Below are 14,973 nucleotides of genomic sequence, written 5' to 3'. Positions count from 1 at the left end.
GTGCGAGCCGGATCGAACCGCAGGACGCGGGGTGCCACAACGCGGAAAGTCCATGTAGGCAGCATGGACGTGCTTCATGAGTGAATGATTAAAGCCGTCCGAGGGTGACCTTGACGTTGCGTCAGGTTCGGGCAAAGCCCGCTGGCGCGCCGCGAGGACCGGGCGCGCCGGGGTGTGACCATCGGTGTGGTGCGAGTGAAGCGGTCGGCGCCGTGTTCGGGCCGTCGCCGGTCAGCCGCCCGGGGTCGGATCCGGGACGAACACGGCCCGGTCCCGGTGGAAGGTCATGGTGCCGGCGGTGGAGCCGTCCCAGCCCAGGCCGCCGGGTTCGTAGCGCTTGCTGACGGTGGCCCACCACAGGTTGGACGTCATCACGTGGCCGACCTCGTCGAGATAGGCGCGCATCCCCGGCTCCCCGCCGTGCGGGCCGGCCATGATCCGGTCACGCAGGTCGAGGAACTTGCGTTCGGTGGCGTCGATCAGGCCGCAGATCTTGTTCATCGCCCCTTCGAGGTCGAGCCCTTCGGCCTCGCCGAGGTAGTAGACCAGGTTCACCCGGTCGTCCATGACCAGCTCCTTGCGATAGGAGACCAGGTCGTTGATCAGCGTGTAGCCGTCGATCGCGGTGTCGTGGATGGCCACCATGTCGGCGGTCCGGAACGCCTCCTGGGACAGCGCCACGCCGGGCACGCCCTCCTCGGCGAACCCGAACAACCAGCGCACCCCCAGGCTGTGCCGGCGGTCGTCCATGTACGTGTCGTAGTCGGATATCCCGGCGTCGCGCCAGCTCTCCAACTCGGTGGTGAACCCGTGTGCGAAGTCCTCCATGTAGGAGACGAATCGGATCCAGCGCGCGGGCGGCATACGCTCGCGCAACCAGGAGAAGTCCTCGCGCAGGGGGGTCGAGCCGTCCCCCCAGCCGAGCAGGTCGGCCATGAAACGGCCGAAGACGTTGCGGGTGGCGAACGAACTGCCGCCCAGGCCCGCCTTGTCCACGAGACTGTTCTCGATGCCGATCAGATAGTTCATCACCTTGGCCGTGGTCAGCGCGAGTTCGTAGTCGGCGTGCGGAACGGACAACGACACCAGCAGTGTTCCGTCTACGTTCTTGTCTATCCGGGCGGCGTCGCCCGCGTACGCGAAGCCGAGGTGGCGGTGGGCCCACCAGCGGGACTCGCGCATCAGCCGGTCCGTTTCCGGATGGAACGTCATCGGCAACAGGTTCGCGAGCTTCGGCAGGTGGAAGCTGATCGGGAGGTCGACGACGGTCGGTGTGCTCACGCCGGGCTCCTTTCGCCGGTCTGCGTCGGGGTATTCCTGCCCCCACCGCGCGATCCGGCGGAACCGGGCGCGGGGGCACGCAGGGCCGAGGGGTACGCCGACTGCGCGCCGGGGCCCCGCGGGGCGCTCGGGCGGCGCGTCCGGGCGGCCAACCGACTGCCCAGGTGGCCGAGGGCCAGCAGGGTGAAGTGGTCGGCCAGGCTGGGGATCACGTACAGGAACGGCCGGGTGCCGAGCATGTCCGGCACCGAGTCGATCCCGCCGTCGGCGCGTTGTGTGCTCAGCAGGTACTCGACGCCGCGCGCCGCGGGGCGGGGGTCGGCCTGGCGGCACAGCGCAATCAGCGCGTACGCGGTGCTGATCGCGTCGCTGGGGTCGCCGGGTTGTTGGCCCCAGCCGCCGTCGCGGTTCTGCCCCTCGCGCACCGCGGTCAGCGCCCGCTTGACGGTGGCCCGGTAGGCGTCGGGACCGCACGCGTCGATGGCGAGCAGGGCGCGGAAGATCGCGTGGTAGCGGCTGCGGCTCCAGTCCGGGTCGAAGGTGCCGTCGGCGCGCTGCGCGGCGGCCAGGAACCGGCGTGCGGCGGTGATGCGTTGCACGTGCCGGGGCGCGCGTACGCTCAGCGCGTTGACCGCGGCCGCGGTCATGCACGCCTCCGAGGGCGCGCCCGCGATGTACGTGGGGAAGCCGCCGTCGGCGCCCTGGTAGGACCACAGGGCGCGCAAGCCGCAGTCGATCGTGCGCCGGTAGCGCAACGGGTCGGTGGCGTGCAGGAACTCGATCGCCACCGAGGTGTCGTCGACGTCGGCGAGCGCCGCGGCGTCGGTGTACGACCAGCCGCCGTCCACCCGTTGGCGGGCCGCGAGGTGGTCGCCGATCCGGCGGCGGACCTCCATCGGGGCGCCCGACGCGTCCAGCGCGACGCCCGCGGTGACCGCGCACCAGGTGTCCGTGTCGGTCACGAACGGCACCCCGCCGTCCACCCGTTGGTGGACCAGCGCCTTGGCCACGCCGTTGACCAGCACACCGTCCAGGTGCGGCCGACCGACCAGCGCGTGCAGCACCAGGAGGTGCACGAGCAGATTGCCCTCCCACACCCCCGACACCTGCTGGGTGTCCACGAGCAGGCGCACCTCGGACTCGGCGATCTCGTCGGCGTGACCGGTCAGATCGGCCGACGCGACCTTGAGCGCGATGGTCTGCACGTGCGCCCACGGGTGCAGGTTCCCGGTGTCGAACGCGCTCGGGTCGAACGCACGCCGGCGCGCGCTCCGGGGTGGGCCGAGCAGGGCCAGCACCGTTTCGAGCAGAACCCGCTTGCGCGCGTTCAGGAACGCCGGCGCCCGCTGCAGGAAGCGGTCGAGCAGGGCGTCCGTGCCGTGTTCGGCAAGGTCGTCGGGGTGGCGTAAAGCGATCGTCGCGAGCAGCCGATCGAGCGGTTCGGCGTCGTCGGGGCGATCGGCGAGGAACCGGGCGACCCGACGGTGGTGGTCGGATTCGATCCCGGTGCGCTCCAGCAGGCGCAGCAGCAGCGCCGATTCGAGCACGCGGCTGCGACACGGGCTGCGCACCGCCCCGTCGGGTTGCACCGAATCCGCGACCCTACGACGCAGCCGCGCGGTGGCCACGGGGAGCTCCGGCACGAACATGTCCGCAGGCCACCCCGGCATCCGGGTATCTCGCACGCGCATCGGTCAGCGCCTCCCCCATACGTCCTGTCGCAAGCTGTGCCGTTGTGTCGGTAGGGCGCCGAGCGGGGGTTGGGGTGACGCGATCGGGGTACTCGGCGCGGAATGCACGCCCCGGCGGATGAGCGTCCCAGTCGCCCGGTCCGGGTGTGTTCCCAACACGAAATCACCCGAAGGTGTGAATGCGGAAGCCTGTACTCGTTTGTTGTCTGAATTGGTGAGTAATCGCCATCAAATGTGCTGGAAATGAACGGCTATTGACTGCACTTCAGGTGGCCGGGAGCAGTCCTTCGAGCCCGGGAGCGGTCCTGGAGGGCGCGAATTCGACAACGTCGTAGGTGGCCGCGCCCGCCTTCCGGAAGGGGTCCTCCGCGAGCACGGCGTCGAGCGCGGCCCGGTCGTCGGCGCGGGCCAGGATCACCCCGCCGGTGCGGGGGACACGACGCCCGGAGGCGAGCAGGGTGCCGTCCGCGTAGTACCGGTCGAGCCATTCGAGGTGGCCGGGCATGAGCGCGTCGATGTCCTCGACGGGGACGACGTAGGTCAGCGTGATCACGAACATGACTCGATCGTAGGGCGTGGCGGGGGGCCGGGTGCGGGCTACCGCGGAAGAGGGTGGGGCAGGATTCGGGCGGACCGCGGGAGGGCCTGTTGGAGGTGGAGTGGGGCATACTATGCAGCATTACGGGGCATTTCGACACGGCGGCGGCGATTCCGGACGCGGGGTGGAAGTTCCGCGTGGGGACGGGAATGCCGGGCGGGGCGTGCGGGTTGTAGGGGGCGGTCGGTGAGATCGGTGCCCCCGGGCCCACTGATAGCCACTGCGGACTACCGTTCGGCTGGAGCCGCAGTGAGCCTTTCGCCGCGAGGCGGCCCGTCTCACCGACCGTCGACGTGAGCGGTCGCGGTCGGGTTCGGTCGGCGCGACGAAGGTCGCGGTACCGGGCGCGCGGGGCGCGACTTTGGTCGATCGGGATTGCCCGCTCGGCCGTTTCGAAGATCAAGAGGCGTCGATAACGTGACGCCCATGCGCAAGTTCCTGGACATTTTCGGATTGTTCCTGGTCCTCCAAGGCGTCGGTGGGATCGTTCACCACTTCGTCGGTTGGTTCCGGGCCTGGGGACTGCTCGCCCGGCAAGCCTTTTTGCACGGCTATCAGCTGCCGGCGAGCTTCGCCCTGATCGTGCTCGGGTTCGTGGTGTGGGTGCTCGGAGAAACGCTTTTGCCCACAGAGGAGGAGAAGCAGAAAAAGGCATCCTCGAAATCCGCCGTCGAGGATGTACGGCGGAAGGAGCACTGATAAAGGGGTCGACTCGCGTGGCGGGTGTGACCCGGTGGGCGGGAGGTGGCGGCGCACCGAGAGCGCGCACGCGGGGGCTTCGGGGGAAACGTCTTGTTGGAGCGGGGGTGCGTGGGCCATCCTCGGCGCATGATCATTCCCGAGACCAAGAGTTGGACGTGGGTTCTCGACACGTCCTGTCCCGACTGCGGCCTGGACACCCCTGCCGTTCCGCTCGCCCGGATCCCCGCACTGACCCGCGCGAACGCCGCCGCGTGGCACGAGTTGCTCGTCTCCGGCGGCGACGAGCTGCGGAACCGGCCGAATCCGGACACGTGGTCCCCGCTCGAATACGCGTGCCATGTCCGCGACGTCTTCGTGCTGTTCGACGAGCGGCTACGGCTGATGTTGACCCGCGACGCCCCGGATTTCGCGAACTGGGACCAGGACGCGACGGCGATCGAGTCGCGCTACGCCGAGCAGGACCCCGTACGCGTCGCGGCCGATCTCGCGGCGGCGGGCGGCACATTGGCCGACGCGTTCGCGGCGGTGGCCGACGACCAGTGGTCGCGTACCGGCAACCGCAGCGACGGCACGGTCTTCACGGTGGAGTCCTTCGCCCGCTACTTCATCCACGACCCGGTCCACCACCTGTGGGACGTCACGGGCGTGCGGGCGGATTGAGCGGCCGAAACCCGTGTGGGTCGTCCGCCTCCGTGCGCGGGGCGGGCGGGCTCGTGGGGGGACGGCGGGTGAGTTCGCGAAGCAGGGCGTCGGCCACCGCGTCGCGGACCGCCGCCTCGGTCGGGGCGGGGCGACCGGCCTCGGCGGCGAGTTCGGCCAGAGAGGTCATCGTCGTGTCCGGGAGCGCACACGCGGTGAATGTGGTGAACGCGCTCAGGTCGGGGTCGATGTTGAGCGCGAAGCCGTGGCTGCTGACGCCCCGTCGGATCCGCATCCCGATCGACGCGAGCTTGCGGTGGTCCGGTGTCCAGATCCCGACCAGGCTCGGCGCACCCGCCGGGGTCTCGCGCCGTACCGCCGGGAAGCCCAGCGCGTCGAGCGCGGCGAGCAGGCCGTTCTCCATCCGGCGCACCAGGTCGCCCGGGCCGAGCGCGCGGACGTTCAGCACCAGGTAGCCGATCAGCTGACCCGGGCCGTGGTAGGTGGCGTGTCCGCCCCGGTCCACCTCGACGAGCGGGATCGGCGAGGCCGGGTCCGGCAGGTCCGCGGCGGGGGTGCGCGCGCTGTAGGTGATCACCGGAGGATGGGTGAGCAGGAACAGCCGGTCCGGCGCGTCGCCCCGTTGCCGCTCGGCGACCCAGCGCGCCATCTCGGTCTGCGCGAACGGGTAGGCGAGCCGACCCAGGTCGACCCGGACCGGCGTGCCGTCCTCGCGTGCGTGCGGCGACGCCGGTAGGCCGTCAGCCGTGTCGATCGACATCCGTGCTCTCCGATCGTTGCCCGTCGTGGGTCGGCCGACGGCGCCAACGCATCGCGGTCGCGTCGGCCAGGTCGATGAAGTCGGCGTCCGGGAAGACCTCGGCGTAGCGCTCGCGGTACTGCGCGCGGGTGAGGTAATGGTGGGACATCAGGTGGTCCAGCCAGGCCGTGCCGGTGCGGAAGCGGTACAGCCACCAGGCGTCGCGAACGCGCAGCCGGCGCAGGTCCCGGGCCAGTTCGCGGACGGCGAGCAGCACGTGTTGCCGGCGCGTCACGGCGGGCTCGGTGGCCACGTCGTCGACCAGGACGAGTTCGCCGCCGGGGCGGACCAGCGACCCGAGATGGGTGAGCGCGCCGGTCAGGTCCGGGAGATGGTGCAGCGTGCCGATGCTCAGAACCAGGTCGAAGCCCTCGGCGTGGTGTACGTCCAGCAGCGAGGCGACCTCGTAGCGGACCCGCTCGTGCGGCCGGCGGACCCTGGCGACCTCGATCAGCGGCGCGCTCACGTCGGCGGCCACCACCTCGGTATAGGAGCCGGCCAGGGCGAGCGCGTGCCGGCCGGAGCCGCACCCGGCGTCCAGGGCACGGTCGCCGGCGAGTTCGAGATCGGCCAGCCACGCGCCGAAAGGGTCACACAGTCCGGCATATCGGTCGTAGTCGCCCGCGAACGCGTCGAACGATCGGGGATCGGCCTTGAGCGGTTTCATTGACTTGGTCAAGAATGGCTCGCGTGTCCCGAACCACGTACGGGTTCCGAACCAGCCATGGGCCCCGATCCGGGCACGCACCGCCGACCGGATCCGCGCCCCGAACCACCGACGCGCCACCGGACGTTCGCCCTCGATCGGCGTGCGAACGCTCGCCCGATCGGCGACCGGACGCGCCACGCCGATCGTCGGCGCCGGGATCGGATCCGCGCTCTTCGGTACCCCGGTCGCCCGGTCGGACGCCGTGCGACTCGCAGTCCTTCGCCCCTCCATCATGCCGAGGATGACGCCCCCATGTCTTTCGTACTCGTCGACAAGCCCCGCCCCCACGTCACGCTCATCACCCTCAATCGACCGGACCGCATGAACGCCATGGCGTTCGACGTCATGGTCCCCTTCCGTGAGGCTTTGGAAGCAGTGAGTTCCGACAACGATACGCGTGTCGTCATATTGACCGGTGCAGGGAGGGGGTTCTGTTCCGGTGCGGATCTGGAGAATTCCGGACGCATCCCCGGGGTCAAGGGCCTGACCCGGACGAGCATCGCGCGCCGGTCGATGGAGATCCTGGACGACGTGATCCTCGGGCTGCGCCGGCTGCACCAGCCGGTGATCGGCGCGATCAACGGCCCCGCGATCGGCGGCGGTTTCTGCCTCGCCACTGCCACCGACATCCGAATCGCCTCCGACACGGCCTACTTCCGGGCCGCCGGGATCAACAACGGGCTGACCGCGAGCGAGCTCGGAATCAGCTATTTGCTCCCCCGGGCGATCGGGTCGTCTCGGGCATTCGAGATCATGTTGTCCGGGCGGGACGTGGACGCGACCGAGGCCGAGCGGATCGGACTGGTGTCGCGCGTGGTGCCGGGCGAGAAATTGCTCGACGACGCGTACCAACTCGCCGAGCGCATCATCGGGTTCAGTCGAGTGGGGGTGGAGGTGACGAAGCGGTTGCTGTGGTCGGGTCTGGAGGCCGGCAGCATGCACTCGCACATGGATCACGAGGGGCACGCCCAGTTGTACGTCAGGCTGACGACCGAGAACTTCGAGGAGGCCATTCGGGCGCGCCGGGACGGGCGGCGACCGGAGTACCGGGATTGAGGCAGGGATCGAGGCGGGGTCGAGGCCGGATCGAGACCGGGTTCGAGGCAGGGTTCGAGGTGCCGAAGGGCGATCGCATCGAGGAGTCGGTGGATGTACGGCCGAGCGCGGGCGTGAGATCGGCCCCATGTCGGTGTCACATGTCGGTAATTGGTTGGTGCGGACTTCACACGTTGAGTGAATGTTGAACATGTGTTGACCGGGAACGGGCAAGCTCAGGCTCATAGTGCGGCGGTCCGGTCGGATCCGGCGGGGCCGCCGGGCACACCACGGGGGTGTGAGCGAGAAGCGAGGAGATTTTCCGTGCCACACGGAAGGAACGACGAACTGGCCGCCGTCACGGCACTGCTGCAACGGACGCGCGCCGGTGACGGCGGAGCCGTCGTGCTGCGCGGCGCCGCGGGGACGGGCAAGACGACGCTCCTGGCCGAGGCGGTGTGGGCGGCCAAGGGGATGACCGTCCTGCGGACGAGCGGTCCGCGCGGCGGCGGCGCCCTCCCCTATACCGGCCTGCGCCAACTCCTCGCCACGCTGCACCCACGCATCGGCCGGCTGCCGCACACCAGGGCCCAGGCGCTGCGCACCGCCCTCGGCCTGGCCCCCGGCGCCGCCGACCGCACCGTGGTCGCCGCCGCCGCGTGCTCCCTGATCGCCATCGCGGCCCGCGAACAACCGATCCTGGTCCTGGTCGACGACGCCCACTGGCTCGACGCGGCCTCGGCCGCGGTGGTGGCGTACATCGCGGCCCGCGCGGAGGGGCTGCCGATCGCGGTGCTGCGCGCCACGCGGGAGGGGGCGGGCGCCGCGGCGGAGGGTGTCGAGTCGGGTACCGGAGTCGCCGGGGCGGACGACGCCGCGGGGGCCGGGCTCGCCGAAGCGGATGGGCAGCGGTCGGAGCGGGCCGAAGCGGGGGCATCCGGTGGGGCGTTCCGAATGGGTGCAGCCGAGCGGGTGAGCGACTCGGGGGCGCGCGGCGCGGCAAATGCCCCCGGGGACGACCCGGCCGCCACACGAGGGGCCGAGCACGTCGCCGCCGCGGAGTCCGCGGCCGGTCCGGCCGGTTCGCGGAATGCGGGCACGGACGAGGCGACGCGTACGGCCGAACAGGCGACCGACGCCGAATCCACGGCCATCCACGACGGGGCCGCCCGGGCCACGTGTGACGCGGGTAGCACGGCCCGCGTGGCGGCGGAGGCCACCCGGGACGAACTGCCCGAGGACGCCCGGCGGACGAGCGGGGCGGGTGACGCCGAGGCGGGCGCGCGGGCGGGTGACGCGGCCCGGGGGCGCGACGGCGACTTGCCGGTGGCTGCGGGCGGCGGGGCCGCGGCGGCCACGGATGGTCGGCGGGGCGAAGCGGCCGACGGCGTGTTCGCGGCGTCGTCTGCGCGGCGTACGGCGGACGGGTCCCGTTCGGGTGCCGGCTTCGGGGCGAACGAGGCTGCCGGACGAGAGGCTTCGGGCACGGGATCGGGATCGGGCTCGGGCTCGGGCGTCGGTGGGCGGTCGGGGCGGGCCACCGGTACCGACGTCTTCTGGGGTGGCGGACTCGATGCCGGCACGGACGCGGACGCCCGGGGCACGGGCGGCGGCACCGGTACCGGTACCGGGAACGACCACCGGCCCGAGTCCGCGCGGGCCACGCGGTCGGGCGTCGACCGTGACCACGATCGGGTGACGGCGGGTACCTCGTCCGGGTCGACTGTCCGCAGCGGCGAGCGATCGGGTGCCGGCCGCGTCGCGGGCGGTGGCGGGCCGGCGGCCGGCCTGCCCGAGGAGGCGCGCCGACTGCTCGCGCTGGCCGCGCTCGAACCGGCCGCCGACCTCGACCAGTTGGCCGTCGCCGGACGGCGCATCGGCATCGGGCGCGGCGCACGGCTCGCACTCCTGCGGGCCGACCTCGTCGACACCACCGAGCATCGGGTGCGCTTCCGCAACGCGTCGGCGCGCGAGGAGGTACGCCGTTCGCTCAGCGCGGCGGAGCGCCGCTCCCTGCACGGAGCACTGGTCTACGCCGCGAGCGGCGCCCTCGCGTACCGGCGTCCCTGGCATCTGGCCGCGCTGGCCACCGGGCCCGACGCCGATCTCGCCGCGGCTCTGGAGGCCGGCGCGGGCCGTACCCGCCGCGAACTCGGCGCCGGCGCCGCCGCAGCGACGTGGGAGCAGGCCGCCCGGCTCACTGCCGACCGCCCGACCGCCCGCCGCCGCTTCGTCGCCGCCGCGTACGCCGCGTGGGAGGCCGGCTTCCCGGTCCGCGCCCGCGCCCTGCTCGACACCGCCGACGCCACCGATGTCGAGGGTGTCACCGACGAGGGCTCGTCGGCGCACTCCTCCGGTACCGCGATCCGGCTCCGCGCCGCCCTCCGGCACGCGGAAGGGCATCGTTCCGAGGCGGGCGCGCTGCTCCTGGACGCGGCCCATGGTCGCGCCGCCCTGCTGCTCGCCGCGACCGGCGCCGCGTGGGAGGCGGGCGACCGCGCCCGCACCAGCCAGGCCCGGACCGCCCTGGCCGCACTCCCCCTCGCCTCCGACGACCCGCTGCGCACCGTGGTCGCCGCGCTCGGCGCCGACGGCGTCTCCCCCGCGATGGTCGCCCCGGCCACCCGGGCCCGGCTGTACGGCCTGGGCATCGCGCTCTGGGAGGTGACCCCGCTCGCGGTCCACGCGGCGGCGACCGACCAGGCGGCGTACGAGGTCCTGCTCGACGAGGCCGCGGTGCTGCGCACCCACGGCGCGCGGGGCGCACTCGCCGCGGCGCTGATGCCGCTGGCCGTCGCGGGCGCGCTGTCCGGCCGGGCGGTCGAGGCCGAGACCCACGCCGCCGAGGGCCTGCGCCTGGCCCGCTCCACCGGCCAGGGCACGCTGGCCGCCTGGTTCCTGGCCGCGCTGTCCATGGCCGCGACCACCCAGGGCCGCATCGCCGAGGCCCGCGACGGCGCCTGGCAGGCCCTGCGGCTGACCGGCACGCAGGGCCTGACCCCGGTCGGCGCCTACGCCCTGTACGCCCTCGCCGTCGTCGAACGCGCCGAGGGCCGCACCGAGGCCGCCTGCGAACTCCTGGCCACCGCCCTGGCCGCCCCCGCCGGCGCCCTGATGGAGGTCCGCATCCGCGCCGAGTTGGCCACCGCCGGTCCCAACCGCACCGGCCTCGCGGCCCTGCCCCCACGCCCCACCCACCCCCAACTCCCGGCCCTGACCCTGACCGGCCGCATCCCCAGAACCCCCCAACTGGCCGCCGGCAACGGCGCCTGACCCCACCCCGCTCGCGGTCCGGCCGGCTCCCGGCCCGGTGGCCGCGGATCGTCACCGCCACCTACCGGGCGGCGTTCGACCGGGTCGAGGGCCGCCCGACGGCCGAGATCACCTTCGGCCTCGAAGGCGCTCGGGTCGGCACTCGGAACGGCCGCGTCGATCGGGCGGGGGAACGGCCGATGCGGATCGTCGAGAAGATCGTGGCTCGGCACCGCGCCGCCCCGGCACACCGGCGTGGCCGCGGGCCGACCGTCGCGCGGTCGGGCGCCCGAGGGGCGGGCCCGTGTCTCGGCGACCCGCCGCGCCGGCCTCCCACCACGCGGGCGATCCGCTCGTAGGGTGGGTGGCGCAGCGATTTCGCGCGACTTTGATTGCGCCCGGTCCCCGAGGAGAGCGAGAACCAGGCATGCGCGACGCGACAGCGACGTCTCGCGGGACTTCGCGGCGAGTTCCGTGCGCCGGGTGCGGCGGGGCGGACTTGTTCGCCGGCCACGTGGGTAGATCGTCGGCGTGACCGAACGAGGCGCGATCGAGGACTGGGACACCCGGCTGGGTTGGATGCGCGCGCTCGTTTCGGACGACGAGGTCGCCCATCGCCGCGCACTGGACCGGTATCTGCTGGTGACGCGCGACATGCGCGCGGCGCGCGAGGCCTACGACACCATCGTGTTGCGGGTGCCCCGCTCGGTCTCCGCCGAGGAGGGCGCGTGGCGGCGATTTCGCGATGCGTGGCTGCTCGCCCCCGATGCCGCGCTGCTCGCCGACTCGCCCCCGCCCGCCGAGGTCCCGGACTGGGGCGGGTTGCCATACGCGCTGACCTATCTCGAATGGGAGGCCCGGTTCCCCGCCGAGTGGACCCGGCACGCCAAGGTCTGGAGCAGCAAGCAGCGCCTGATCCGGCTGCTCGCCGTCCCCGGTCACCACGGCCCGGCCCGGGCCCGGCTGCTCGACCTGGTCGAACTCGTCGTCTACCGGCGCCACCGCTGCAAGGACCGCGACTACTCGCGGATCGCCCGCGTGATCGACGGCGACGATCTGCGCGCGCGGCTGGAGAAGGCCCGCGTTTCGGGAGAGTCGTGGACCCGCGACCAGGCGGGCCACGTGTTGTGGCTGCTGCGCAACCCGCAGGTCCCGATCAACCGGACGAACTGGTTCCGGTGGATGTCCGCGAAGGCCGACGCGGACGACCCGCTCGACATCGGGACGGAAGGCTTCATCGGACACCCCGAGCAATCGCGACACCGTGAACACCCGGAACACTCGCAACGCCCGGAACACCGCAAGCGCCCGAAACACCCCGGACGCCCGGAAGACCCCGAACACCCGAACACCCAGCCCTCGAAGGCGCCTTCGAACCCGCCCCCGAACCCGCCCGACACCCCGCCGAACCCGCCACCCGCCACCCCTCCCCCCACGCACAGCTGACGCGCCGTCATTCCCGGTACACGGAGCGGCTTCCCGCCATAGGTTGTGCTGCAACATCGGCAACAACCATTCGGGGGCGACATGGGTCGAGCCGACCCACGCGCGACGCGCCGCGTCGTGATCCGCGACGAAGGTGCGTCCACCGAGGCCACCCCGCGAACACCGATCCCGGGCAACCACCCCCACCCGCACCCGAATTCGTCCCCCCATCCGTACCCGGAGCCCCGCGAATCGCGGACTCCCGAAACGGAGGCCGCGATCCGGTGACCGAGGCTCCCGCAACCCCCACCCCGACCCCCACCCCACCCCACGTTCTGGTCGTCGACGACGACCCCTCCATCCGCCGGGCCCTGGAACGCGGCCTGCGCCTGGCCGGCTATCACGTCACCCTCGCCGCCGACGGCACCCGCGCGCTGGACCTGATCGAGCCGGCCGTGCCCACCGCCGCGCCGCAGGTCGTGGTCCTGGACGTGGCCATGCCGGGGATCAGCGGCATCGAGGTGTGCGCCGAACTGCGCGCCCGAGGCGCCGCGACCCCCGTCCTGATGTTGTCCGCCCGCGACGAGACCGCCGATCGCATCGCGGGCCTGGAGAGCGGCGCGGACGACTACCTGGTGAAACCCTTCGATCTGCGCGAACTCGACCTGCGGTTACGGGCGTTGCTGCGGCGCAGACCGCCCGGGCCGGTGGGGGACGTGCCGCTGCGGGTCGGCCCGGTCACGGTGGACGTGTCCGCGCACATCGCCTCCTGCGCCGGCGTCCGGCTCGACCTGACCCGTCGCGAGTTCGCCCTCCTGGAGGTCTTCACCCGCAACCCCGGCCTGGTGCTGACCCGCGATCAACTCCTGGACCGGGTCTGGGGTTACGACTTCGACGTACGCACCGACGTGGTCGACACCTTCGTCAGCTATCTGCGCCGCAAGCTGGAGGCGGACGGTCGGCCGCGCGTGCTGCACACCGTTCGCGGCGTGGGCTTCGTACTTCGGGCCGGCGGCGGTCCCGGATGAAGCTCTCCACCCGCGTCGCGCTGTCGGTCGCCGTCCTGGTGCCCCTGCTCGTGCTGGGCGCCGGCACCCTCGTGGTGCACTGGGTCCGGGCCGATCTGTTGGCACGTCAGGACCAGCAACTCCAGCAGCGCGCCGAGCGGTTGACGCCACCCGCCCGCGCACTGTTGCGGGCCGATCTGGACGTGCGCCAACAGGCCCTCCGTACCCGCCAGTACCGCGTGCTCAGCATGGCGCTCGACGTCGGCGTGCGGGTGGATACCCCGGACGGGCCGCTGATGGTCGGTCCGCAACCACCGCAGACCACGACGCTGCCCGCCCGTGCGCCGAACCCGGTGACCGTACACGCCGGTCGGCTCTCGTGGCGGATGGTCACCCGGCCGCTGCCGACGGGGCCGATGTACGTGTTCCTGCCTTCGGGCGAACCCGAGGCGCAGGCCGCGCTGTTGCGTCGGCGGGTGTACGTGGTGACCGCGTTCGCCGTACCGCTGTCCGCACTCGCCGGGCTGGCCGCCGGGACCGCGGCCACCCGGTCGCTGCGCGCGCTGCGCCGGCGTGCGGCCCGGCTGGATCCGGACGACGGCACGCACGAGGCGGTACACGTGCCGTCGGGCGTGGTCGAGGTGGACGAACTCGGCCGCACCCTCGACGACGTGCTCGGCCGATACGCCGAGCAGACTGCGCGCACCCGCGAAGCCCTGGAGACCGCGCGCTCGTTCGCGGCGACCGTCGACCACGAACTGCGCGGCCCGCTGACCGGAATGCGCACCGACCTGGAGGTGCTGACCACCTATCCGAACCTGGCCGCGACCGAGCGTGCGGACGTGCTCGCCGACCTGTGGGTGGGCCACGAGCGGGTGTTGTCCGTCCTGGCGGCGCTGCGCGCCCTCGCCCAGGGCGACCTGGTGGACGCGACGGCGTTCGAGGAGGTGGAACTGGGCGAGGTGGCGCACGCGTCGGCCCGGAGCGCGCCCGCCCACCGGCCCGGCGTCGAACTCCCGGTCGAGATACGGGTGGAGGCGCCGCACGAGGTGGTGGTGTACGGACTCGCCGCGGGATTGCGGCTGTTGGTGGACAACCTGGTGGGCAACGCACTCGTGCACGGCGCGAGTCGGGTCCTGGTGAAGGTGCTTCCCGGGCTGGACTGCGGCGTGCTGTGCGTGGACGACGACGGGCCCGGGATCGCACCGGAGTTGCGCGACGTGGTGTTCGAGCGTTTCCACCGCGGCCCCGGCAGCGGCGGCGCCGGGCTGGGTCTGACCCTGGTCGCTCAGCAGGTGGCGCTGCACGGCGGGCGGGTCACGGTGGGCGTCCCGCCGAGCGGCCGCGGCACCCGGATCGAAGTGGTCCTCCCCCTGCGCGCCGACCCGACCGCCGCCCGCGAACGCGCCTGGCTCGGCGTCCTGGGCCGCGTGCGGGACGAAAGCCGAACGGCGGACCGGGAGAAACCCGAACCCGCGCCCCCACTCCCCGCCGCGCCCACCGCCCCCACCGTGCCGAAATCCCGATCCGCAGCTCGATCCGGAACGGGATCCGCCGTGAATTCCCGCTCTCCGACGGCCCATTCACAGAAAACCCACAAGGAACGCCCCTAGCCTCCTGCTACGCCGTGCCCGCCCGGGGTGGGGCGGGCCCGGCGTTTCGGGGAGGCCGCGGATGCCTGAACCCCACCGCAGGCGAGGAACGTTCCTCGCCGCCTCGACAACCTCGGGGGCGTTGTGCACCTCGCCCCCCGCGTATGCGGCAACGCCCGGTGGCGGCGGCCACCGGACGACCGCGCAGCCCTCGTGGCACCC

12 protein-coding genes are annotated in these 14,973 nt (G+C 72.6%); 7 read left to right on the top strand and 5 right to left on the bottom strand.

Annotation, left to right across the window (positions count from 1 at the left end):
• Nucleotides 1–231: 231 nt before the first annotated feature.
• The 3 genes from ACFXKZ_RS18300 to ACFXKZ_RS18290 all read right to left on the bottom strand — a co-directional run bounded on the left by ACFXKZ_RS18300 (nucleotide 232) and on the right by ACFXKZ_RS18290 (nucleotide 3,531).
• Nucleotides 232–1,281, bottom strand: a complete 1,050-nt coding sequence (locus tag ACFXKZ_RS18300) for a hypothetical protein (protein WP_380001576.1) — start codon at nucleotides 1,279–1,281, stop codon at nucleotides 232–234.
• Nucleotides 1,278–2,930: a prenyltransferase/squalene oxidase repeat-containing protein gene (locus ACFXKZ_RS18295; RefSeq protein WP_380001574.1), complete on the bottom strand. Its 1,653-nt coding sequence runs from the start codon at nucleotides 2,928–2,930 to the stop codon at nucleotides 1,278–1,280. The genes ACFXKZ_RS18300 and ACFXKZ_RS18295 overlap by 4 nt, the downstream gene beginning before the upstream one ends.
• A gap of 307 nt (nucleotides 2,931–3,237) precedes the next feature.
• Nucleotides 3,238–3,531 carry a YciI family protein gene (locus tag ACFXKZ_RS18290; RefSeq protein ID WP_126639987.1) on the bottom strand — a complete coding sequence of 98 codons (294 nt, stop codon included), beginning with the start codon at nucleotides 3,529–3,531 and terminating at the stop codon, nucleotides 3,238–3,240.
• A 465-nt stretch (nucleotides 3,532–3,996) separates the two neighbouring features.
• Between ACFXKZ_RS18290 and ACFXKZ_RS18285 the strand changes: the two genes are divergently transcribed.
• Nucleotides 3,997–4,269, top strand: coding sequence for a hypothetical protein (locus ACFXKZ_RS18285; protein WP_380001572.1), 273 nt, complete (start codon nucleotides 3,997–3,999; stop codon nucleotides 4,267–4,269).
• Nucleotides 4,270–4,398: 129 nt separating this feature from the next.
• Nucleotides 4,399–4,932 carry a DinB family protein gene (locus ACFXKZ_RS18280; protein ID WP_380001570.1) on the top strand — a complete coding sequence of 178 codons (534 nt, stop codon included), beginning with the start codon at nucleotides 4,399–4,401 and terminating at the stop codon, nucleotides 4,930–4,932.
• Here the strand turns inward: ACFXKZ_RS18280 and lipB are convergent.
• Entirely contained in the window at nucleotides 4,910–5,692 is a 783-nt protein-coding gene (gene lipB, locus ACFXKZ_RS18275; protein WP_380001568.1) for a lipoyl(octanoyl) transferase LipB, read from the bottom strand. The two genes, ACFXKZ_RS18280 and lipB, sit on opposite strands and share 23 nt — an antisense overlap.
• Nucleotides 5,673–6,410, bottom strand: a complete 738-nt coding sequence (locus ACFXKZ_RS18270) for a class I SAM-dependent methyltransferase (RefSeq protein WP_380001567.1) — start codon at nucleotides 6,408–6,410, stop codon at nucleotides 5,673–5,675. Before ACFXKZ_RS18270 ends, lipB begins: the two co-directional genes overlap by 20 nt.
• Before the next feature lie 282 nt (nucleotides 6,411–6,692).
• Here ACFXKZ_RS18270 and ACFXKZ_RS18265 point away from each other — a divergent pair, with 282 nt between their 5' ends.
• The 5 genes from ACFXKZ_RS18265 (at nucleotide 6,693) to ACFXKZ_RS18245 (ending at nucleotide 14,772) form a co-directional block, all read left to right on the top strand.
• Complete coding sequence (locus ACFXKZ_RS18265; RefSeq protein WP_380001565.1) at nucleotides 6,693–7,496, top strand: enoyl-CoA hydratase; 804 nt, start codon at nucleotides 6,693–6,695, stop codon at nucleotides 7,494–7,496.
• Nucleotides 7,497–7,799: 303 nt separating this feature from the next.
• A complete protein-coding gene (locus ACFXKZ_RS18260; protein ID WP_380001563.1) occupies nucleotides 7,800–10,748 on the top strand; it encodes an AAA family ATPase in 2,949 nt (982 codons plus the stop codon).
• A gap of 510 nt (nucleotides 10,749–11,258) precedes the next feature.
• A complete protein-coding gene (locus tag ACFXKZ_RS18255; protein ID WP_380001561.1) occupies nucleotides 11,259–12,173 on the top strand; it encodes a hypothetical protein in 915 nt (304 codons plus the stop codon).
• Between the two features lie 263 nt (nucleotides 12,174–12,436).
• Complete coding sequence (locus ACFXKZ_RS18250; RefSeq protein ID WP_380001559.1) at nucleotides 12,437–13,180, top strand: response regulator transcription factor; 744 nt, start codon at nucleotides 12,437–12,439, stop codon at nucleotides 13,178–13,180.
• Complete coding sequence (locus tag ACFXKZ_RS18245) at nucleotides 13,177–14,772, top strand: sensor histidine kinase (RefSeq protein WP_380001557.1); 1,596 nt, start codon at nucleotides 13,177–13,179, stop codon at nucleotides 14,770–14,772. The genes ACFXKZ_RS18250 and ACFXKZ_RS18245 overlap by 4 nt, the downstream gene beginning before the upstream one ends.
• The last annotated feature ends 201 nt before the right edge of the window (nucleotides 14,773–14,973 follow it).

Source organism: Embleya sp. NPDC059237, from assembly GCF_042754105.1.
Taxonomy (GTDB): domain Bacteria; phylum Actinomycetota; class Actinomycetes; order Streptomycetales; family Streptomycetaceae; genus Embleya.
The sequence above is the reverse complement of the archived record's forward strand: the minus strand, read 5'-3'. Positions and strand labels throughout refer to the sequence as shown.

Bases quoted from the DNA above. Each gene is read 5' to 3' on its own strand.
- ACFXKZ_RS18290 (WP_126639987.1), bottom strand. From the start codon at position 3,531: ATGTTCGTGATCACGCTGACCTACGTCGTCCCCGTCGAGGACATCGAC.
- ACFXKZ_RS18265 (WP_380001565.1), top strand. From the start codon at position 6,693: ATGTCTTTCGTACTCGTCGACAAGCCCCGCCCCCACGTCACGCTCATC.
- ACFXKZ_RS18245 (WP_380001557.1), top strand. From the start codon at position 13,177: ATGAAGCTCTCCACCCGCGTCGCGCTGTCGGTCGCCGTCCTGGTGCCC.
- ACFXKZ_RS18295 (WP_380001574.1), bottom strand. From the start codon at position 2,930: ATGTTCGTGCCGGAGCTCCCCGTGGCCACCGCGCGGCTGCGTCGTAGG.
- ACFXKZ_RS18280 (WP_380001570.1), top strand. From the start codon at position 4,399: ATGATCATTCCCGAGACCAAGAGTTGGACGTGGGTTCTCGACACGTCC.
- ACFXKZ_RS18285 (WP_380001572.1), top strand. From the start codon at position 3,997: ATGCGCAAGTTCCTGGACATTTTCGGATTGTTCCTGGTCCTCCAAGGC.
- lipB (WP_380001568.1), bottom strand. From the start codon at position 5,692: ATGTCGATCGACACGGCTGACGGCCTACCGGCGTCGCCGCACGCACGC.